A 20661-nucleotide genomic window follows, 5' to 3' on the forward strand; every position below is an offset into this window, starting at 1 on the left:
ATTAAAGTATAGCACATCCGAGTGAGAAAGGGGGCTATAACGACGATTTAAAGAGTGCGGATATGCTAAAAAGTATAGCACATCCGAGTGAGAAAGGGGGCTATAACGTGTTGGCTTCGGTACTATTCAAACAGACAAGTATAGCACATCCGAGTGAGAAAGGGGGCTATAACTGATAAAGAGATAGACTTATTTTTGGTTCAAGTATAGCACATCCGAGTGAGAAAGGGGGCTATAACGGTCTGGTTTATCTTCATCATCAATATTAAAGTATAGCACATCCGAGTGAGAAAGGGGGCTATAACAAGTGCTATTTATACTATTAGGGGAATCAGAGTATAGCACATCCGAGTGAGAAAGGGGGCTATAACTTGTGTTTTGGCGTTCCACTATTTGGAAAAAGTATAGCACATCCGAGTGAGAAAGGGGGCTATAACGGATGGCGTTCTTTCATCTTGACGATATTAGTATAGCACATCCGAGTGAGAAAGGGGGCTATAACCTGAAAGCTTGGTTACTGTCACAGCCCAAGAGTATAGCACATCCGAGTGAGAAAGGGGGCTATAACAGTCTATTTGTCATATTGTGTGATTTACTAAGTATAGCACATCCGAGTGAGAAAGGGGGCTATAATTTAGACGAGGTTAAAACCTCGTTTGCAAAGGGTAAAACGCAAAGGGGTTTGTAGAGGCTTTTAAAACCGAAGCTTCTAATTTTATTAACCTCTGTACTTAAGCGTTTTTTCATCTTTTTGTCGTCATACTTAATTAAAGTAGCTATTAAAATCAAGATTTTAATTAAAAATAAGGGGTTGGTTATGAATAGAAGAACTTTTTTTTACTCTTGCTCTTTTTCAGCGGCGGCGGTTGTTTTTACAGGTTGTGACAAAACTTCAAAAAAGAGTGACAAAGCAACCAGCGTGATTGAGAATACAAAAAATATAGCTATTGATAACTTCGAACCTTTTACGCAGAAGCTTAAAATCCCAAAAGTTATTGATTTTGAACATATTGCAAAAGCAAAGTTTAATGCACAAAAAAGTTTGTTCCCTATCTACGATGGCAAAAAAACGGATGTTTTGACATTTCAAGATGAGTTGCCAAATCCTACTATTCGCATAAAAAAAGATGATGATTTTGAGCTCGATTTTATCAACTCTCTTGAAAAACCAACTATAATCCATTGGCACGGTTTACTGGTACCGCAGGAGATGGACGGGCATCCAAAGGACGCTATTGCCACGCAGATGACAAAAGAGTACCGATATAAAATCAATCAAAGAGCAGGGACATTTTGGTATCATACCCATCCGCACGGCAGAACAGGAGAAGAGATATATTATGGATTATCAGGTCTTTATATTATAGAAGATGATGATGAAAAAGCATTAAATCTTCCATCGGGCGAGTTTGAACTGCCGCTAATTATACAAGACAGAAGATTTGACAAAGAGAAAAATCTTATCTACAAGGAGACTCCGCAAGATAACAACGGGGTTTTAGGTGATGTTATCATAGTAAACTCGACTCCGTACCCTTATACAAATGTTAAAAACACAAAATATCGCCTTAGAATACTAAACGGCTCTAGTGCAAGAACTTACAAGCTTGCATTTGAGGGTATCGAGGATTTCATGTTGATTGGAACTGATGGCGGGCTTCTTGAAGAGCCTATCATCGTAAAAGATTTGTTGATTGCAGTTGCAGAACGTATAGATATCATCGTAGATTTTAAAGATAAAAAAGTAGGTGAGAGCGTAACACTAAAAACTCTGGGATTTAAAGAAGCTAGCAACTTTATAACAAATCCCGCCTATCCCAACTTTGGCGCTAAAATGGATATCATGAGATTTAAAATTACGGAGCTTTCGACTGAAAATTCATTACAAATTCCGAAAAAACTCTCAACTATTACAAAGATGAAAGCTTCTGATGCCTCAAAAAACAGAGTTATAACTATGGAAATCATAGAGGGAGGTATCTGGACTTTAAACAAAAAGCCCTACGACATGCATAGAGTAGATGAGAGAGTAAAACTAGGCTCTACGGAGATTTGGGAGATTAAAAACAGTGCTCATATGGCACACCCTTTTCATATGCATGGGGTACATTTTCAAGTGCTTGAGAGAACAAGTAGCATAGATTTTCCCACAGACAAAGGGTACAAAGATACCGTACTAGTTATGCCCTTAGAGAGTGTGCGCATTATAGTAAAATTTACAATACCCGGGCTGTTTGTTCATCACTGCCATATTTTAGAGCATGAGGATCACTCCATGATGGCAAATTTTTTAGTAGAATAAAAATTCTTCTAAAGAGCTTCTTGAACTTTTTCTAAAAACAGCGGTATTGATGTAATATCTTTGTAAATGCCTAAAAAATAGCTGATTTTCTTTTTTTGTTTATCAAAAATCGGGCTAATTGTAATATCTTCATAAACCATATCTCCGTCTTTGGTATAGTTTCTGATATTTGCCTCTACCGATTTTTGTGCATTTATGGCTTCTCTTATTTCTTCAAGAGCCTCTTGTTTTATATCATTAGCATGTAAAAATCGGCAATTTTTACCAACTACTTCTTCATACTCATATCCAAACAACTCACAAAATGCATCGTTTACATAAATTATGGGATTGTCATATTCATTTGGGCTAGTAACTACTATAGGATTTTTTGATTGTTCTATTATCTCAAAAAACTGCTCTTTAAGCCTTAAATATTTACTAATTTGCTCGCTTTTGAGCATATAATACCCGCCGTATATATTTAAAAGATTTAGACATGGAGCTAATTTTCTAAGCCCTGTTATAAAATTACGTACACTTTTTTCATTGAATTCTTTATCTAAAGAATCATGCAGCTCATAAAATATATCCAAATTTAGAACAGGTTTATTTATATGCTTAACTAAAAATTTAAACAACTTTTTCTGAGAAATGGACAACTTAACATCCACTCCGTCTACTGAGAGAGACTCTGTCTCCATGCTCCAGGAACAGCTGTTTGTTAATCGTATTAACTTATTATTCTTCATTTTTCAATCTTATTTAAATTTTTTATTTCTTCTTATACTATCAAGTTTTATTATAATAGCGTATAAAATCATCCATAGGTAAGGCGCTTGAGTGATAAAAACCTTGTGAAAAGTCGCATCCGATTTTTTTTAACTTCAGATACTGCTCTTTAGTCTCTATTCCTTCTGCTTGTACTTTTAGATTAAAAAGTTTTGCCGTATTTACTATAGATTTTACAATATTTAAATCATTTTTGTCTTGAGCTATATTTTTTATAAACAACCTGTCTATTTTTAGCTTATCTACTTTAAAATTTTTTAGATGATTCAGACTTGAGTGCTCAACTCCAAAATCATCCAAGGCTATTTTAAATCCCATCAAATGGAGGACCTCTATGTTATCTTTTGCTATAGAAGCATTTTTCATTATCTGATTTTCTACAATTTTGAGTTCTATTTGCGATTTGTCTATCCCGTAATTTTTCGATGCATCTGATACATTTGAAGAAAATGTTGGACTAAAAAACTGACTCTTTGATATATTGATAGATATGATTAGTTTTTTATTTAAAAAAGCTTTATTCATTATTACTAAATCTTTTAAAACTTTTGAAACAACCATGCAGTTGAACTCTCTATCCAAATCTCCCGATAAAATAAGTTCCAAAAAGTCATTTGGCTCTAGTATGCCCCTTTTGCTATGGTACCATCTCACAAGTGCCTCGGCACCGATGACAGAGTTTGTGCGAAAGTCCACAACAGGTTGATAATGCATGACAAATTCGTTTTGTTCCAATGCCCTTATTATGTCGGCTTTCATCGATAACTTTGTAGCCGCCTCGCTTGACATCGACTTGTTGTAAATTCTAAAATCATCTCTTTTAGTTTTTTTGACCTCATACATAGCAACATCGGCATTTTTCAAAAGTTCTTGGCTTGTTGTTCCATGTTGCGGGTATATCGATATACCGATAGAGAGCGTGACGTTGAAAATATGTGCATCAATCTCAAGAGGCTGCCTAATTTTCTTCTGCAGCTTAAGTGCCAACTGCTCTACAATCTCTATATTTTTTATATCTTTGGCTATTAAAACAAACTCATCGCCGCCAATTCTAGCAACTATATCATCTTTTCTAACACTGTTTAAAAGTCTTTTCGCTATGGTAACGAGCATTTTATCGCCTATATCATGGCCGTATGTATCATTTACCTCTTTAAACTTGTCTAAATCTATGAAAAGCAGAGCTATTTTGGAGCCGTTTTGTGAAGATTTTTGAAGTATGCCTTTGAGTTGTTTTTTAAAATAAGATCTGTTTGGGAGTGCAGTAAGAGAATCATAATTTGCATGATAGTAAATTTTTTTGTCTGCCTCTTTTAATGTTGTAATATTTGAGCAGATATGGATAACATCTTTTGAAGTCGTATAAAAGAACAGAGATTCAAACCAAGCAGAATCTTCAAGTTTTTGAATACTGAAACTCTCTGATATAGATAGTTGAGTTTTTACATACTCAAACGTTATCTCGTACGCTTTAATCTTGTCAAAATTTAAATTTTCTTTCTCTGATATATCAATACCGTAAGTTTCTATGTAGCTTGTATTTGCATATAAAAAATTCCCATTTTTATCATAAACGGCTATTCTTGAAGGGTGTAGATTTACAATTTCTGCAAAAACATTATTTATATTCAAAACTACCCCATTATCTTAAAAATTTCAAAGAAATTAAATCATTTTGTTAAATCTGGGTAATAATATCAAAAAAGTGTCTAGTAACTTACTACAATGGTGTTGGAAATTACTATATATAATACTTGCGTAAAAAAGGTTTAATGGCATGCAAAATATTTTTTCACATGCCAAAAGTTTTTTTGTTACATTATAAAAATATGTGGAACAATAAACGGATATTTTTTCATCTTTCTATAGATATGTTTTCTAACAACTTGGCGAAGATCGTTTTCTAGTGCTCTTGGATTTTCAAGAAGACCCTCTTTGATATTTGCAAGAAAATGCTCTAAAATATCCTCTATCTCTTTAGCAAAAAACTTATCCTGCTTATCTGCAACAATTCCAAATGAAGTTACAACCGGCTTAGAAAGCATTGTTGAGTGTTGTCCATCAATCTGAGCGATAATCATAACGATACCATCTGAAGCGAGTTTTTGGCGGTCGATTACGATGTCATCTTCAATCTTATGGTTGTTTTGGTTATCAATATATGTTTTACCGGTTCTTACTGTTTTTACTTTTCTCATATACTTAGGAGCTATCTCAATTGTATCGCCATCATTCATAATGTAGATGTTACGCTCAGGTACACCACACATGACAGCGGTCTCCTTATGTTTCATAACATGGTTATACTCCCCATGAATAGGCAGAAAAAACTTAGGATTTACAAGGCGAAGCATCAGCTTTTGCTCTTCGATAGAAGCGTGACCTGATACATGCAGTTCTCTATCTTGAGCTATTTTTGCCCCAGCGCGCTGAAGGTGGTTCAACATTCCTGAGATTGAGCCTTCATTTCCGGGAATAGGGCGAGAAGAGAGAACGATTAAATCGGTTGGCTTAATCTTTACATGTCTATGTTCGCCGATTGACATTCTAAAAAGTGCAGAACTTGGCTCACCTTGTGAGCCTGTCGTGATGATAAGAACATCTTTGTCGTTTAGATGTGCTATCTGCTCCGGTTCTACAAAGATATTTTTTGGCAGTTTTATGTAGTCGTACTGCATCGCCACTTCAATATTTCTCTCCATTGAACGACCAATGACACAAACTTTACGTCCATACTTTACACCATACTGAATAGCCTGATAAACTCGATGAATATTTGAACTAAAGGTAGATAAAATCACTCGTCCCTCAGCCTTTGCAAACACTCTATCAAGCGCAGGCGCTACATTAAGCTCTGAGGGTGTCGGCTGTGTATTGTATGAGTTAGTAGAGTCGCTAAGAAGACACAATACACCTTTGTCCCCATAATGAGCAAGTCTATGTAAATCTGCCGTATAGCCATCTACTGGAGTGTGGTCAATTTTAAAGTCACCTGTGTGAATAATCGTCCCTGCGCTTGTTGTAATAGCCAATGATGACGAATCTATAATAGAGTGTGTCATGTGCATCCACTCCACCTCGAAATCCTCGCCGATTTTATACAATTTTCTTTTTTCTATAGGGTTAAAATACTGTTTAAAATCTTTTATATGATGTTCATCAAATTTACTGCCTATCATAGCCAGCGGAAGCGGTGATCCATATATAGGAAACTGCATCTCTTTGTATAGGTACGGCATCGCCCCGATATGGTCCTCATGCGCGTGTGTAATGATTACGGCTTTAATTTTGTTTCTTATTTCACGAATATATGAAAAATCTGGCACCAAAATATCAACACCATGCATATCTTCATCTGGAAAACTCATCCCGACATCTATCAGAATAGCTTCATTTTCTGTCTCAAATACGGTAATGTTTCCACCGATTTCACCTAGACCTCCGAGTGGAGTTATGCGAACTTTCTCTTTTGAGTTTAAGTCTAGTTTGTAGTGAGGGTTAAGTCTTTGCTTATGCGCCTCTTGATTTATCTCTACAAATGCCTTTAAGCTCTCATTTATCGGCGTGCTTTGGCGACGGCGATTTCTTGATGCACTCTTGTTTTTATTACTGGTAGTTGGGTTACTGCCGACCTCTTTATTGCTGCTTTGGTTATTTGGCCTGCTACTATTAGTGTGTTTTTTATTGCTGTTATATTGTTTACGATTTTCTTGAGAAATGCTTTTAACGCTTTCCTGATTCTCTTGTTCCATCCAAACTCCTTGTTAGTTTATAGAGTTGGTGATAGTCTAGAGTGCAAACTTGATGAGGACGAACCGTTTGTGTAAGGCTAAGCTTAAGAAAAGCTTCGTGGAGCATAGTTTTTTCGTAAACAGTGGAGAGATTTTTCATAAGAGTTTTGCGAGGTTGCGTAAATGCAACTCTAAGCATTCCCTCAAAATCTTTATCAAATCTGTCACTATGTTTTTGTATCAAAAAAACTGCGGAGTCTATTTTTGGTTGCGGTTCAAATGCAGTTGGCGGGACTTTCACAATTAATCGTGCTTCCCCTGCGCTTTGAGTTATAACACTCAAAGCACCAAATACCTTATCGCCTTCATGCGCACAAAATTTTTCTGCCACTTCAAGCTGTACCATTACAAGTATATTTTTGCATTTTGGATCTGCGAGTGCTTTTAGAATTATGTTAGTCGCTATATAGTATGGCAAATTCGCCACCAAATCATACGACTCATCTATAAGCTCACTCTTCCAAGCAGTCAATACGTCTCCACAATGAATGTGAAGCTGCTTGGTTGCGATCTCTTTTTCAAACTTTTTTTGTAACAGTCTACACAAATCGGTATCGACCTCAAAAGCATCTACACTTTTGACATCTACTAAAAATTTAGTTAAATCACCTAAGCCAGGTCCAATCTCTACGATTTTATTGTCGTTGTTGGGCATCGCTTCGACGATTTTTTGTAAAACAGTCTCGTCTTTTAAAAAATTTTGTCCAAATTTCTTTTTAGCTATAATTTTTTTCATCAACCGACATGATATAGTAATTTTACTTATAATTGATTAATATCAATATAAAAAACAATCTTTATACTCTAAATGTGGATATTTACTACAATATTTTATTAAAAGTACCAAAAACTCTCCATAAATTTTATGTTTCATGTGAAACATAAAAAAATATCAAAACTAACTATAAGCCATTATGTGTATAATTTCACTATATAACAAAAGGTAGAGTTTTGAACTATTTTGCAAAAAGAATTATTCCATGTCTTGATGTTAAAGATGGACGCGTTGTCAAAGGTGTCAACTTTGTTGGACTCAAAGATGCGGGTGATCCCGTAGAAGTCGCAAAAAGATATAATGAAGAGGGTGCTGACGAAATTACATTTTTGGATATTACTGCTTCAAGCGACAACCGCGATACTATCGTAGATATAGTAGCCCAAGTTGCACGTGAAATCTTTATCCCCTTAACGGTCGGGGGAGGAATTAGAAAACTTGATGATATATACAAGCTTTTAAATGTCGGATGCGACAAAGTAAGCATAAACTCTGCAGCAATTAAAAGACCCCAGCTTATAAATGAAGGTGCAAAAAGATTTGGCTCACAGTGTATAGTTACGGCAATAGATGTTAAAAAAACAGGCGAGAAATATAACGTCTATCTTAACGGCGGTCGTGTTGATACAGGTATAGATGCACTAGAGTGGGCAAAAGAGGTAGCTGATCGCGGATGCGGGGAAATACTTCTGACCTCGATGGATGCAGACGGCACAAAGGCGGGATTTGAACTTAACATAACTCAGCAGATAAGTCGAGCTGTCAATATTCCAGTTATCGCAAGTGGCGGAGCGGGAACTATGCAACATATAAAAGAGGCGTTTTTACATGGTGCGGATGCAGCACTTGCGGCAAGTATTTTTCACTATAAAGAGATAGATATTATGGATTTAAAACGCTATCTTCATGATAATAACATACCGGTAAGATTGTAAAGATGCGCTTATGATAATTTGTGCAGGAAACAGCGAAACCTTTAATTTTGCTACTCCTATGGGAGTAGGGCTAATTGAGATTGCTATAAATCTAACAAGACTTTGCCTATTTGACAAACCTGAATTTTTACTCTTTGTCGGAAGTGCGGGAAGTTATGGGGAGCATCAGATATTTGATATTATTGAGTCCAAAACAGCTTCAAATATTGAACTTGGATTTTTAAACAATGACGCATACACCCCCCTTGATAATGTAATATCAACTAACACAGATAAAACAAAAAGGGATGTTATAGTTAACTCATCAAACTATATCTCCACAAATGAAGAGCTAACAAAAAGGTTTTTAAAACTCGGTGTATATATAGAAAATATGGAGTTTTTCGCTGTTTTAAAGGTAGCTCAAGAGTTTAATATTCCAGCCGGCGGACTCTTTTGTATAACAAACTACACTAACAAAAATGCGCATGAAGATTTTTTAAAGAATCATGAAGAAGCAAAAAAAATTCTAGGGACGCATGTAAAAAAAAGAGTTATGGAGCTTACTAAAAAATGAAACCCTCACTTCTTGATTTTAAGCTCACAGGGCTTCAAGCGATTGTAAAACCCTCATTTAGATCTAAGCAGATTTACAGCTGGCTCTATCATAACTACGCACAAAACTTTGAGGAGATGAAAAACATACCAAAAGCACTCAAGGATGAGTTAGCAGAAAAATTTGTTGTAAATCCTCTAAAAATAGTAAAAAAAGAGTCCTCTATCGACGGCACAATCAAGTACCTCTTTGAACTTCAAGACGGCAAAACTATAGAAACAGTATGGCTGAAGATGAAAGAGGAGATTAGGGATGAGAGTGGGAATCTTACTCAAGAGGCAAAATATACCATCTGCGTATCCACGCAGGTAGGCTGTAAAGTCGGTTGTGCTTTTTGCTTAACGGCAAAAGGTGGTTTTACAAGAGATCTCACTGCCGGAGAGATTGTAGGACAGGTTGTGGCTCTAAAGCGGGATAATGAGCATAAACACAACAGAATGATAAATATAGTCTATATGGGAATGGGTGAGCCTCTGGATAACCTTGAAAATTTAGCAAAAGCCATAGAGATATTTAAAGAAGACGACGGACTTTGTATATCAGGTAAACGCCAAACCGTATCTACAAGCGGTCTTAGCAACAAGATAGATAGGCTAGGGGAGATGGATTTAGGCGTACATATTGCCATCTCTCTTCACGCGGTTGATGATAAACTTAGAACAGAGCTTATCCCTATGAATAAGGCTCATAATATATCTTCCATTATAGAAGCGGTTAAGCGCTTTCCTATAGATACTAGAAAAAGAGTTATGTTTGAATATTTGGTCATAAAAGATAAAAACGATGATATAGCCTCTGCTAAAAAGCTTGTAAAACTACTCTCAGGCATAAAAGCAAAGGTAAACCTTATCTACTTTAATCCTTACCCAGGAACGGAGTATGAGAGACCTACAAAAAGCGATATGATAACTTTTCAGGAGTATCTGGTAAATCATGGTCTTTTGTGTACTATTCGTGATTCTAAAGGAATAGACATAAGTGCTGCATGTGGACAATTAAAAGAGAAAACACAAGGTGACCTATCATGAGCTATATAGAGATATTTCAAATCATCTTTTTAGTAGCTGTTTTTACAATAGGCGTGATAGGCTTCATAAAAGCTGCAACAAAAGATGACTAAAATGTTATCATAACAATTATAATCTATTTAAGGAGACAACAATGGCTTACAAAAAAACAAACTCAGACAGAATAAAAAGGATTTACCAACTTTGTGAGGATCACTTTGGAGGCGTTCGTTTTGTGGGAGTGAAATACCATAAAAAAGTGGGATGGCTTGCAAAGGTACAATTTGATGATGGTTTTGAAAGTCTTACCGCTGATGGTGAAACAAGCACTGAAGCTATTCGTAATCTAAAAAATCGTGTTAAAAAAATCATCAAAAGATACAATGCAGTTTAGTATAGACTACTTTTTACTCTACAACAAAACGACCAACACACCAGGGAGGTCGTTTATAAGTATAATGATACCCTACATAAATAAATAGCTCCTAAAAATCTCAATTTTACTCTTAAAAAAAAATTTATTATAAAAAAATACTCTTACTTTCTTCTAAATGTGCACTATTCACACATTGTTGTAATGTGTGAATAGAATAGAGAATAATTTTAAAGAATTTGAAAATTTCCATCTGACTTAAGAATAATTTTATATAAATATTTGCTTAATCTAAAATAATTAAGTCTGCTCGAAACCCATGTTTTAGGGGGTTATGGCAATTTTAGCCGTGATTGCTATATAAAAAAAAGAAATGTCTCCGAAAGCTCTATAAAGTTATTCACATAGATTCTCTGTTTGGCTTGTATATGAAGAATAGAAAGCTCTTCTTTGTTCAAAAAAAATTCTACACTATTTTTAATTATTTGAAATCTAATCCTATAACTATAAACTTACGCTATCGCATATCTATCTATTTTTTATCAATCTGCATGTTCTCAAAACAAACTTTTTCAAAATCTACATTGCTTTTTATCTGATACTCTTTTCCATATAACTCAAATTTTAATTCACTCGCATGTAAAAGCAATCTTCTTGCACCACTTATGCCTACTCTTGTCTCACGATCTAATTCTCTATCAAGATACTTTACTATATTTGCTTCGCTCTGTCCATAAACTGGATCACCAACTATAGGATGTTTCACATGAAACATATGTACTCTTATCTGATGCTGTCTTCCAGTATGTGGAGAGCACTCTACCAAAGTAGTATTTGAATCAGGAAAGTATTTCAAAGGCTTTACATGTGTCAATGATTTCTTTCCATTCTTATCAACTTTTACCACCATTCTTATAAGCGCGCTCTTTTCATCATCATATCTTAGTAGAGGAGCGTCAATCTCTAACATGTCTTTTAACTCCCCGTGAACCATTGCAAGATACTTCTTTTTCATCTCTCTTTCTTGAAACATCATCTTCAAATCAATTTCACTCTTTTTATCTCTACCGCAAAGAACTAGCCCGCTTGTCTCTTGATCTATTCTATGGGCAATGTTTGCATCTATTCCGTATTGTGCCTTTAGCTCATCGATAAGAGAGTAGGGAGTGTATCTATTTTGAGGATGGATAAGCATCCCGCTTGGCTTATCAAAGACTACAAAGCTCTCATACTCTACAAAAGCTTTTAAACCTTTTGTAATCGGCTCAAAACTTATGAACTCTATTTCACCCTCTATCTCTTTTGAGGAGACATCCATAACTTCGCCATTTATAAGCAGTCGGCCTTTGGCTATAAACCGTTGCGCCTCTTTTTGCGTATAACCAAGTTCTCTTACAAGAAAAACAAAGGCTCTCTGCTTTTCCTCTACAAATATTTTTTTTAAAACAAACGGCAAATTTTAATCCTTTATAAGTCTAAATTTTGTAAAATGAATTACTTTTAATTGTGCGAATTTTAACACAAAAATATAAGATAATAATCAGAAGGTAGCATATATGATCGAGAGATACGCAAGAGAAGAGATGAGTTCTAAATGGACGATGCAGGCAAAATATCAAGCTTGGCTTGATGTTGAAAAAGCTGTTGTTAAAGCATGGAACAGATTGGGACTTATTCCTGATGAAGATGCACAAAAGATTGTTAAAAACGCAGGCTTTGACATTCAGAGAATAGATGAGATTGAAGCTGTAACTCGCCATGACCTTATTGCTTTTACTACAAGCGTATCTGAAACACTCGGCGAAGAGAGCAGATGGTTTCACTACGGTATGACAAGCTCCGATACGGTTGATACAGCAGTAGCACTTCAGATGAAAAGCTCTTTGGAGTTAATCATCAAAGACGTTAAGATGCTAATGGAGTCTATCAAAAAAAGAGCAATGGAACATAAGATGACTCTTATGGTAGGACGAAGCCATGGCATACATGGGGAACCTATAACATTTGGTCTTGTGTTAGCTGTTTGGTATGATGAGATGGCAAGGCATCTGGAAAATTTGGAACAAACACTTGATGTTATAAGTGTGGGACAAGTTAGCGGAGCGATGGGCAACTTTGCTCATGCACCTCTTGAGCTTGAAGAGTATACATGTGAAGAGCTAGGACTCAAACCTGCACCTGCTTCAAATCAAGTAATTCAGCGCGACCGTTATGCAAGACTTGCTACTGCATTAGCTCTTATGGCAAGCTCTATTGAGAAGTTTGCCATTCAAGTTCGCCACTGGCAAAGAACAGAAGTATATGAGTGTGAAGAGTATTTTGCAAAAGGTCAAAAAGGTTCATCCGCAATGCCTCATAAACGAAATCCTATACTAACAGAAAATATAACAGGTTTAGCTAGAATGGTTAGAGCATATGCTATCCCTGCGATGGAGAATGTTGCTCTTTGGCATGAGAGAGATATCAGTCACTCTTCAACTGAGAGATTCTGGCTTCCTGATAGTTTTATTACGAGTGACTTTATGCTTCACCGCATGAACAACGTTATAGCAAACCTAACTGTTTATCCCCAGAATATGATGAAAAATTTAAATCTTACAGGCGGACTTGTCTTTTCCCAAAGAGTGCTTTTAGAACTTCCGCTTAAAGGTGTAAGCCGTGAAGATGCTTATAGAATTGTTCAAAGAAATGCAATGAAAGTCTGGGAAGAGATTCAACAAGGCAAACCAACTACAAATGAAAATGGCGAATCACTTTATCTAAATCATCTCTTAGCAGACGAGGAGTTGAGAAGTTCACTAAGCGAAGAAGCAATCCGTGAATGTTTCAATTATGACTACTATACAAAAAATGTAGATAGAATTTTTGATAGAGTTTTCAGAAAATAAATGACATAATTGCGCTAATATCTTTTTAACACAAACCAAAAGTTAAAATGAATATAAGAGACAATCTATTCAATACAAATATCAAAATTACAACCGGCACAGGGTATTTTACTTATACTCACGCTTCTGTATAACCTAGGAAACTAAATGATAACAATTATAAAAAGAAACGGCAGAACTGAAGCACTTGACATAACTAAGATACAAAAGTACACTTCAGCAGCCGTAAAAGATTTGGATAATGTTTCTCAAAGCGAACTTGAAGTTGATGCACAGATTCAATTTCGTGATGGCATAACATCAAAAGAGATACAACAGACACTTATCAAAACAGCGGTTGACAAGATAGATATAGATGCTCCAAACTGGACATTTGTCGCTTCAAGGCTGTTTTTATTTAACCTATACCATCAAGTAAACGGATTTACTGGCTACTCATCTCTAAAAGAGTATTTTGAGAGAGGTGAAAAAGAGGGCAAAATACTACTTGGTTTAAAAGAGATGTATGACCTTGAGAGACTTGAAAAACATATAATGCCTGAGCGTGATATGCAGTTTAACTATCTGGGTGTCAAAACACTCTATGACAGATATCTCATCAAAGATAAAAATTCAGACCCTATAGAGTTGCCGCAGCATATGTTTATGGCAATAGCTATGTTTCTGGCGCAAAGAGAAGATAACAAAGAGGAGTGGGCTATAAAGTTTTATGACATGATTTCAAAATTTGAAGTTATGCTTGCGACACCAACTCTAAGCAATGCAAGAACACCTAGGCATCAACTTAGTTCATGTTATATCGGCTCGACTCCTGATAATATCGAAGGAATTTTTGACTCATATAAAGAGATGGCGCTCCTTTCAAAATTTGGCGGAGGAATCGGTTGGGACTGGACAAATGTACGTTCAATGGGCTCATATATTGACGGACATAAAAATGCGGCAGGCGGAACAATACCGTTTTTAAAAATCACAAACGATATAGCGGTTGCCGTTGACCAACTAGGAACTAGAAAAGGTGCGATTGCCGTTTATATGGAACCTTGGCATATTGATATTAACGACTTTTTAGATTTGAAGAAAAACTCCGGCGAAGAGCGTCGCCGTGCGCATGACCTTTTTCCTGCGCTTTGGATAAATGACCTCTTTATGCAAAGAGTTCAAGAAGACGGTATCTGGACACTTTTTGATCCGTACGACTGCAAGGAACTTACTCTACTTCACGGGGAAGAATTTAGTAAAAAATATGAAGAGTTTGAAAAAGATGAAAGTATTGTAAAAGAGAAAGTAAAAGCAAAAAATCTTTGGAAAAAAATATTAACATCATATTTTGAAAGCGGTAGTCCGTTCTTATGTTTTAAAGATAACGCAAACCGTGCAAACCCTAACAGCCATACTGGAATCATCAGAAGTTCTAACCTCTGTACGGAGATTTTTCAAAACACAAACCCTAACCACTACAAGATAAAATTCATTTTTGAAAATGGCGAGAGCATCAGCTATGAAGAGGAAGAGATTATCAAGGTTGATAGCGGACTAACAAAACCTGCTAAAAAGGTTACCGCTCTTGATTCAATCAACGGACGTGAAATCTACATGGTTGAAAAAGAGAAGATAGACGGCGACACGGCAGTTTGTAATCTAGCCTCTGTAAACCTCTCCCGCGTAAATACAAAAGAGGATATTGACAGAATCGTCCCCGTTGCAATTCGCGCACTTGACAATGTTATAGACCTTAACTTCTATCCGCTAGAGAAAGTAAAACGTACTAACATGAAAACTCGCGCAATCGGTCTTGGTGTTATGGGCGAAGCGCAGATGCTAGCGCAAAAATCTATAACATGGGGAAGTCAAGAGCACTTTGACAAGATAGATGAGATTATGGAAGCTGTTAGTTTTAACGCTATCTCTACCTCTAGCGATATCGCTCTTGAAAAAGGCTCATACCCCGAATATGAAGGCTCAAAATGGAGTAGAGGTATAATGCCTATGGACCATGCAAATGCGGAGGTTAAAAAATTAGTTGACCGTGGTGGACTTTTTGCCTCAGCTTATGGATGGAAAGAGCTCCGCGTTAAAGTGAAAAAACAGGGGATGAGAAACGGTTACCTTATGGCCATTGCACCGACGAGTTCCATCTCTATACTAACAGGAACAACACAAGCGATAGAACCGGTATTTAAGCGCAAGTGGTATGAAGAGAATCTCTCAGGACTCATTCCGGTTGTTGTTCCAGAACTCTCACCGGATACTTGGGCATACTACACTCCAGCGTATGATTTAAACCAGACAGTTCTAATCAGAGCAGCGGCAATCCGTCAAAAATGGCTGGATCAAGGTCAGAGTCTAAACATCTTTATAACACTTGACAAAGCTAGTGGAAAGTATCTAAACGAAATCTATATGCTAGCTTGGAAACTAGGTCTTAAATCCACTTACTACCTTCGTTCACAATCTCCCGAGATGGCAAGCGATGTTGAAGACAGAAGTTTGGAGTGTGTAGGTTGTCAATAAAATGAAACCCCTGCTTAAAAAAGATATAGAGAGCTTTTTAAAGCGGTTTGACAACTTTGTTGATGCAGAGTTCAGATCTATAGAAATTCTCTGTGCTACTACCCTTAAAATTACTTTAGCAACACAAGACAGAGCTAGAGGATTTAACTGGATAACTATTACTTTAGAGTTTAACGACGTTACTGATGCATTGCTGCTTGAGAACTCAAAACTTTCGCATGTAGATATGAGCGAGGGTATAACACTGCTTTATGAAAATAATCAATTTGCTTTTGGCATCAGCAGTTATAGCAACCTTGACAATATAACAGACTCTATCTGTTATATAAAAGCCGATTCACTTAAATATTTAGAGGGAGCATTTTAAGTCGTTAGCAGTTTGTAAACCATTTAAGTATAAAATTTGTTAGTTATGCAAAAAAACTTAAAAGGAATGAAAATGAAAAGACTACTTATACTGCTTACTCTAACGCTTTCACTTGTTTACGCAAAAGATAGTGTAGAGTTTAAATATGCACCTAAAGACCTCCAAAGAAGCTTCCCTAGCGAACAAAACCAGATACTCTCTTATAGTAATATCTTAGAAAACGTAAGAACTAGTATCGTAAATATCTCTATAAAAAAAGAGATAAAAGGGAATCTTTACAGCGCAAACCCTTTCTTTAACGACCCATTTTTTAGAGAGTTTTTTAAAGGATATGGGGATATTCCTCAAGATAGAATTCAAAAATCACTAGGCTCAGGAGTAATTGTCTCAAAAGATGGTTATATAGTTACTAACAACCATGTTATAGATGGTGCCGATGAGATTATCGTTAACTTAGCGGGTGACAAAAAAGAGTATGAAGCCAAGCTAATCGGAAAAGATGAAAAAGGGGATTTAGCAATTATAAAAATTGAGGCTAAAAACTTAAATGCAGTAACATTTTATGACTCGGACAAAGTTAAAGTCGGGGATATTGTTTTTGCACTCGGAAATCCGTTTGGAGTAGGCGAGACAATCACGCAGGGAATAGTCTCTGCAACTGGTAGAAGCGGTGTGGGAATCGTAGAGTATGAGGATTTTATCCAAACTGATGCTTCTATAAACCCCGGAAATTCAGGCGGCGCACTTATAAACTCTGCGGGACATCTCATCGGAATAAACTCGGCTATCATCTCAAAATCTGGCGGAAATGTCGGTATCGGTTTTGCAATTCCATCAAACATGGTAACCTCGATAGCTACAAGTTTGATAGAGAGCGGTAAATATACACGTGCGTATTTAGGAGTTACTATCTCTGATGTTAGTGAAGATATGAGCAGTTTTTATAATGAAAATTACGGCGCACTCATTACAGGCGTAGAAGAGAATTCACCTGCCGCAAAAGCGGGACTAAAAAGAGGCGATTTAATCATCTCTGTCAACGGCAAAAAGATTGAAAGTGCTAGTGAACTCAAAAATACGATAGGCTCTTACGCTCCAAAGAGAGTTGTAAATATAAAGTTTTTAAGAGAGAAAAAGATAGATGTTGTAAATGTAACTCTAACTACACTAGATAGTAAAACAGCAATGGGTGAGTTTGAGTACAAAGGCATGAAACTTGCCGAGATAACTTCTATAGACAAACAGCAGCTCAATCTTACGCTTGAGGGTGTAATAGTTAAGGAAGTAGATCAAAAAAGTGAAGCATTTGGTTCGGGAGTTAGAAAAAATGATATTATCCTTCAGGTAGAAAACAGTGAAATATCTACTCTAGATGATTTTAAAAGAGCAACTGCAACAGATAGTAAAAAAAGATTTTTTATCTACAGAAAAGGTGGCATTTTTGCCATTGTTTTATAACAAAAGGAGTCATTATGAGAGTCGTCTGTCCGCATTGCAAAAGTGTAAACAATGTACCACAAAAAGAGTCATATAAGAAAGCAAATTGTGGAAAGTGCAAAGGTTCACTTCTAGATACAAAACCTATTGAGCTGACAAATGCTGACTTTGACGAGGTAGTAGTCAATAGCGATATGCCCGTAATTATCGATTTTTGGGCGCCTTGGTGCGGCCCATGCAAAATGATGGCTCCAAATTTTCAAAAGAGTGCAACCAATTTCGCGCTTAAAGCCCTTTATGCAAAAGTAAATACTGAGAATGAACAAAACCTAGGTGCTAGGTTTGGAATAAGAAGCATTCCCACTATAATAGTGTTTAAAGATGCGAAAGAAATTCACAGGGTTTCTGGCGCTTTGGATGAGGCAGCTTTAAATAAAATGGTTGCACAATTTATATAGTATAATTGACAAAGACAAAAAAAAGGGGAATATTATGAGTAAAGATACGGTAACACTAATAAACAATCGCAACGGTAAAAGTTATGAATTTCCTATACTAGATGCGACTGTCGGTCCGTCTGTAATTGACATTTCGACTCTGTACAAAGAGACTAATATGTTTACTTATGATGAGGGATACACTTCTACGGCATCATGCAAGTCCGATATAACATATATAGACGGCGAGAATGGAAAACTTATGTACAGAGGCTATGACATAGCATATCTTGCAAAAGAAAAAAGCTTTTTAGACACAGCCTATCTTCTTATAAACAGCGAACTTCCTAGCAAACTTGAGTTGGAAAATTTTGCGCTGGAGATGAAAAAACGTTCATTTGTACATGAGGGAGTAAAGAAGCTCTTTGACTCCTTTCCAGACTCTGCACACCCTATGGCAATCCTCTCGGCAGGAGTTTCTGCTCTTTCTACATTTTATTCTGACCACCTCAATATAAAAGATGAGCAAGAGTACAGCGAAATGGCAAATAGAATAGTTGCAAAGATTCCTACTTTAGCAGCTTTTTCATACAGATACTCAAACGGGTTGCCTATTATATATCCCGATATAAACAGAGGATTTACTGAAAATTTTCTCTACATGTTAAGATCTTATCCGCATGACTATATAGAGTTAAAGCTCATTGAAATAAAAGCACTCGACACTATTTTTACTCTCCATGCCGACCACGAACAAAATGCCTCAACCACTGCTGTTAGAAACCTTGCATCTACAAATGCACACCCATATGCAGCTATAAGTGCCGGCATAGGCGCTCTATGGGGAAGAAGCCATGGCGGAGCAAATGAGAGTGTTATTCGCCAACTAGAGATGATTGCAAGTGTAGATAGAGTGGATGAGTTTATAGCACGTGCAAAAGATAAAAATGACCCGTTTAGACTAATGGGATTTGGGCACCGTGTATATAAAAATTTTGATCCGCGTGCTACGATTTTAAAAAATATCCGTAATGAGCTTATGAGTGAACTCGGCATAAGCAGCGAACTTGTCGAGGTGGCAAACAAGATAGAGCAAATTGCACTAAATGACGACTATTTTATAAGCCGCAACCTCTATCCAAATATAGACTTTTATTCAGGCTTAATTCTTCAAGCACTCAAAATTCCAAAAGAGATGTTTGCAGTTATTTTTGTTATAGGAAGAACACCAGGATGGATTGCACAATGGAGCGAATTAAATCAACAAGAAACCGTCAAAATAGCCAGACCTAGACAACTATACAGAGGTCCAAAAGAGAGAACTCCAGAGTATTAATCTGGAGTTAAAACTACTTAATATATGAGCAACAGTAATCTGTAACAGTTTTGATTTTAAGATTAAATGATGAGTTTGCAGGAACGTTAAAAGTCTCTGGTGTGCTTAAGGTTTTCCAATCTTCACCCGGAAGTCTAATATCTAGCTCCCCAACCATCATCTCCATGATTTCAGCCTCTGCGGTGTTAAAAGTATATTTACCCGGCATCATGATTCCAAGAGTCTTTCTCGTACCGTCTGCAAACTCAACCGTTCTGCTTGTAACTTTTCCATTATTATAAATATTTGCTTTTTTTACAACTGTAACATTTTCAAATTTTGACATATTAATTTTCCTTTTTTAAAAATTATACCCTATTCCCAATCTAGCAATCTTTGTTGACCTTCTAATCCTCTGATGTGGGTAACATCCTGGGAAACCTCGATAACACCTTTGTAATTACCCTCATCATCTCTAATAGCAAAATAACGAATGTGAACAAATTTGCCTTTAAATGTTATCCAAAACTCAGCTTCATCTCTTCGACCAGCTTTAAACTCTCGTAAAATCATCAAAACTTGTTCAACACTCTTTGGAGGATGACAAAATTTTACCTCACGACCGATAATGCCTGCACTTCTTGGGAAGACTCTATCATCTCCGCGATTATAAAATATTACAACATCATTTTCATCTACATAAGTGATATCAACCGGCATAAACTTCAAAAGCCAGTTAATCTGCTCAGGCAGCATGTAACCCTCATCAAGCTTGATTCTATTTTCAAGTGAAAAAGGGAGTTTTCTTTTTTGTTTATCTTGCGATGGGTGGATATATTCGCCTTCTACATGCGGAGGATATGCTGTTGGTGCTTCATCAAACATCCAACCTATCTCCTCATCTCCTGCTCTCATCTCTTTCCAATCATCTTCATCAAGCATATTTAAAGCATTTGGCAGAAGTCTTCCCTCTTCAACTTGCATGATATGTTCTAAATTTCTAAAGACTACTTGCAACTGCTGCATTAGTGCAGCCATATTTTTCTCTTGCACTAAAGCTCTTGCAATTTTTATCTCCGCTCTTATGTCATCATGAAACGCCCACATGCCTTGTGATGGGCTTGTCCAGCCATATTTTTCCAAGTATGAAAAAA

18 protein-coding genes and 1 CRISPR repeat array are annotated in these 20661 nt (G+C 36.4%); of the genes, 11 read left to right on the forward strand and 7 right to left on the reverse strand.

The features are described 5' to 3' along the window. Positions 1–5 precede the first annotated feature (5 nt). A CRISPR array of direct repeats spans positions 6–634; the repeat unit is 36 nt; unit sequence AGTATAGCACATCCGAGTGAGAAAGGGGGCTATAAC. A 183-nt stretch (positions 635–817) separates the two neighbouring features. Next, positions 818–2302: a multicopper oxidase family protein gene (locus M0Q17_RS05715; RefSeq protein WP_295084380.1), complete on the forward strand. Its 1485-nt coding sequence runs from the start codon at positions 818–820 to the stop codon at positions 2300–2302. An 8-nt stretch (positions 2303–2310) separates the two neighbouring features. On the opposite strand, the gene M0Q17_RS05720 is transcribed toward M0Q17_RS05715, so the two are convergent. The 4 genes from M0Q17_RS05720 to rsmA form a co-directional block, all read right to left on the reverse strand. Then, on the reverse strand, positions 2311–3033 hold the full coding sequence (locus tag M0Q17_RS05720) for a PAS domain-containing protein (protein ID WP_295084383.1): 723 nt from the start codon (positions 3031–3033) through the stop codon (positions 2311–2313). A 40-nt stretch (positions 3034–3073) separates the two neighbouring features. Next, complete coding sequence (locus M0Q17_RS05725; protein ID WP_295084386.1) at positions 3074–4705, reverse strand: EAL domain-containing protein; 1632 nt, start codon at positions 4703–4705, stop codon at positions 3074–3076. A 182-nt stretch (positions 4706–4887) separates the two neighbouring features. Further along, positions 4888–6825, reverse strand: a complete 1938-nt coding sequence (locus tag M0Q17_RS05730; protein WP_295084388.1) for a ribonuclease J — start codon at positions 6823–6825, stop codon at positions 4888–4890. After that, entirely contained in the window at positions 6797–7600 is an 804-nt protein-coding gene (gene rsmA / locus M0Q17_RS05735; RefSeq protein ID WP_295084390.1) for a 16S rRNA (adenine(1518)-N(6)/adenine(1519)-N(6))-dimethyltransferase RsmA, read from the reverse strand. Before rsmA ends, M0Q17_RS05730 begins: the two co-directional genes overlap by 29 nt. A 215-nt stretch (positions 7601–7815) precedes the next feature. Here rsmA and hisF point away from each other — a divergent pair, with 215 nt between their 5' ends. From hisF to M0Q17_RS05755, 4 genes are all read left to right on the forward strand, one after another. Further along, positions 7816–8574 (forward strand): imidazole glycerol phosphate synthase subunit HisF, encoded by a 759-nt coding sequence (hisF, locus tag M0Q17_RS05740; RefSeq protein ID WP_295084395.1) that lies wholly within the window; start codon positions 7816–7818, stop codon positions 8572–8574. Between the two features lie 10 nt (positions 8575–8584). Next, positions 8585–9130: a purine-nucleoside phosphorylase gene (locus tag M0Q17_RS05745; protein WP_295084397.1), complete on the forward strand. Its 546-nt coding sequence runs from the start codon at positions 8585–8587 to the stop codon at positions 9128–9130. Continuing rightward, positions 9127–10197, forward strand: coding sequence for a 23S rRNA (adenine(2503)-C(2))-methyltransferase RlmN (gene rlmN / locus M0Q17_RS05750; RefSeq protein WP_295084400.1), 1071 nt, complete (start codon positions 9127–9129; stop codon positions 10195–10197). Before M0Q17_RS05745 ends, rlmN begins: the two co-directional genes overlap by 4 nt. A gap of 133 nt (positions 10198–10330) precedes the next feature. Further along, positions 10331–10570: a hypothetical protein gene (locus tag M0Q17_RS05755; RefSeq protein ID WP_295084404.1), complete on the forward strand. Its 240-nt coding sequence runs from the start codon at positions 10331–10333 to the stop codon at positions 10568–10570. A 511-nt stretch (positions 10571–11081) separates the two neighbouring features. Here M0Q17_RS05755 and M0Q17_RS05760 read toward each other — a convergent pair. Beyond that, positions 11082–12005: an RluA family pseudouridine synthase gene (locus M0Q17_RS05760; protein WP_295084406.1), complete on the reverse strand. Its 924-nt coding sequence runs from the start codon at positions 12003–12005 to the stop codon at positions 11082–11084. A gap of 100 nt (positions 12006–12105) precedes the next feature. Here M0Q17_RS05760 and purB point away from each other — a divergent pair, with 100 nt between their 5' ends. From purB to M0Q17_RS05790, 6 genes are all read left to right on the forward strand, one after another. Then, positions 12106–13437, forward strand: coding sequence for an adenylosuccinate lyase (gene purB / locus M0Q17_RS05765; protein WP_295084409.1), 1332 nt, complete (start codon positions 12106–12108; stop codon positions 13435–13437). A gap of 150 nt (positions 13438–13587) precedes the next feature. Continuing rightward, positions 13588–15951: a ribonucleoside-diphosphate reductase subunit alpha gene (locus M0Q17_RS05770; RefSeq protein WP_295084431.1), complete on the forward strand. Its 2364-nt coding sequence runs from the start codon at positions 13588–13590 to the stop codon at positions 15949–15951. Position 15952: 1 nt separating this feature from the next. Next, the gene (locus tag M0Q17_RS05775) at positions 15953–16318 is read left to right on the forward strand and encodes a hypothetical protein (RefSeq protein WP_295084411.1); all 366 of its coding nucleotides are present in this window, start codon (positions 15953–15955) and stop codon (positions 16316–16318) included. Positions 16319–16390: 72 nt separating this feature from the next. Continuing rightward, positions 16391–17776, forward strand: a complete 1386-nt coding sequence (locus M0Q17_RS05780) for a Do family serine endopeptidase (RefSeq protein ID WP_295084414.1) — start codon at positions 16391–16393, stop codon at positions 17774–17776. A gap of 14 nt (positions 17777–17790) precedes the next feature. Continuing rightward, positions 17791–18213: a thioredoxin TrxC gene (trxC, locus tag M0Q17_RS05785; protein WP_295084418.1), complete on the forward strand. Its 423-nt coding sequence runs from the start codon at positions 17791–17793 to the stop codon at positions 18211–18213. 34 nt (positions 18214–18247) lie between these two features. Further along, entirely contained in the window at positions 18248–19528 is a 1281-nt protein-coding gene (locus M0Q17_RS05790) for a citrate synthase (protein ID WP_295084421.1), read from the forward strand. A 13-nt stretch (positions 19529–19541) separates the two neighbouring features. On the opposite strand, the gene M0Q17_RS05795 is transcribed toward M0Q17_RS05790, so the two are convergent. Together M0Q17_RS05795 and M0Q17_RS05800 are read right to left on the reverse strand one after the other, a co-directional pair. Continuing rightward, positions 19542–19853: a pyrimidine/purine nucleoside phosphorylase gene (locus tag M0Q17_RS05795; RefSeq protein WP_295084424.1), complete on the reverse strand. Its 312-nt coding sequence runs from the start codon at positions 19851–19853 to the stop codon at positions 19542–19544. Positions 19854–19882: 29 nt separating this feature from the next. Next, positions 19883–20661 (reverse strand): PAS domain-containing protein (locus M0Q17_RS05800; protein ID WP_295084427.1); only part of this gene is annotated, 779 nt, incomplete at its 5' end.

Origin of the sequence: Sulfurimonas sp. (genome assembly GCF_023229105.1) — a bacterium.
GTDB lineage: Bacteria > Campylobacterota > Campylobacteria > Campylobacterales > Sulfurimonadaceae > Sulfurimonas.

Coding starts and splice junctions, on each gene's coding strand:
- trxC (WP_295084418.1), top strand. CDS start 17,791: ATGAGAGTCGTCTGTCCGCATTGCAAAAGTGTAAACAATGTACCACAA.
- M0Q17_RS05780 (WP_295084414.1), top strand. CDS start 16,391: ATGAAAAGACTACTTATACTGCTTACTCTAACGCTTTCACTTGTTTAC.
- M0Q17_RS05720 (WP_295084383.1), bottom strand. CDS start 3,033: ATGAAGAATAATAAGTTAATACGATTAACAAACAGCTGTTCCTGGAGC.
- M0Q17_RS05730 (WP_295084388.1), bottom strand. CDS start 6,825: ATGGAACAAGAGAATCAGGAAAGCGTTAAAAGCATTTCTCAAGAAAAT.
- rsmA (WP_295084390.1), bottom strand. CDS start 7,600: ATGAAAAAAATTATAGCTAAAAAGAAATTTGGACAAAATTTTTTAAAA.
- M0Q17_RS05795 (WP_295084424.1), bottom strand. CDS start 19,853: ATGTCAAAATTTGAAAATGTTACAGTTGTAAAAAAAGCAAATATTTAT.
- M0Q17_RS05775 (WP_295084411.1), top strand. CDS start 15,953: ATGAAACCCCTGCTTAAAAAAGATATAGAGAGCTTTTTAAAGCGGTTT.
- M0Q17_RS05755 (WP_295084404.1), top strand. CDS start 10,331: ATGGCTTACAAAAAAACAAACTCAGACAGAATAAAAAGGATTTACCAA.
- M0Q17_RS05790 (WP_295084421.1), top strand. CDS start 18,248: ATGAGTAAAGATACGGTAACACTAATAAACAATCGCAACGGTAAAAGT.
- M0Q17_RS05745 (WP_295084397.1), top strand. CDS start 8,585: ATGATAATTTGTGCAGGAAACAGCGAAACCTTTAATTTTGCTACTCCT.
- purB (WP_295084409.1), top strand. CDS start 12,106: ATGATCGAGAGATACGCAAGAGAAGAGATGAGTTCTAAATGGACGATG.
- M0Q17_RS05715 (WP_295084380.1), top strand. CDS start 818: ATGAATAGAAGAACTTTTTTTTACTCTTGCTCTTTTTCAGCGGCGGCG.
- rlmN (WP_295084400.1), top strand. CDS start 9,127: ATGAAACCCTCACTTCTTGATTTTAAGCTCACAGGGCTTCAAGCGATT.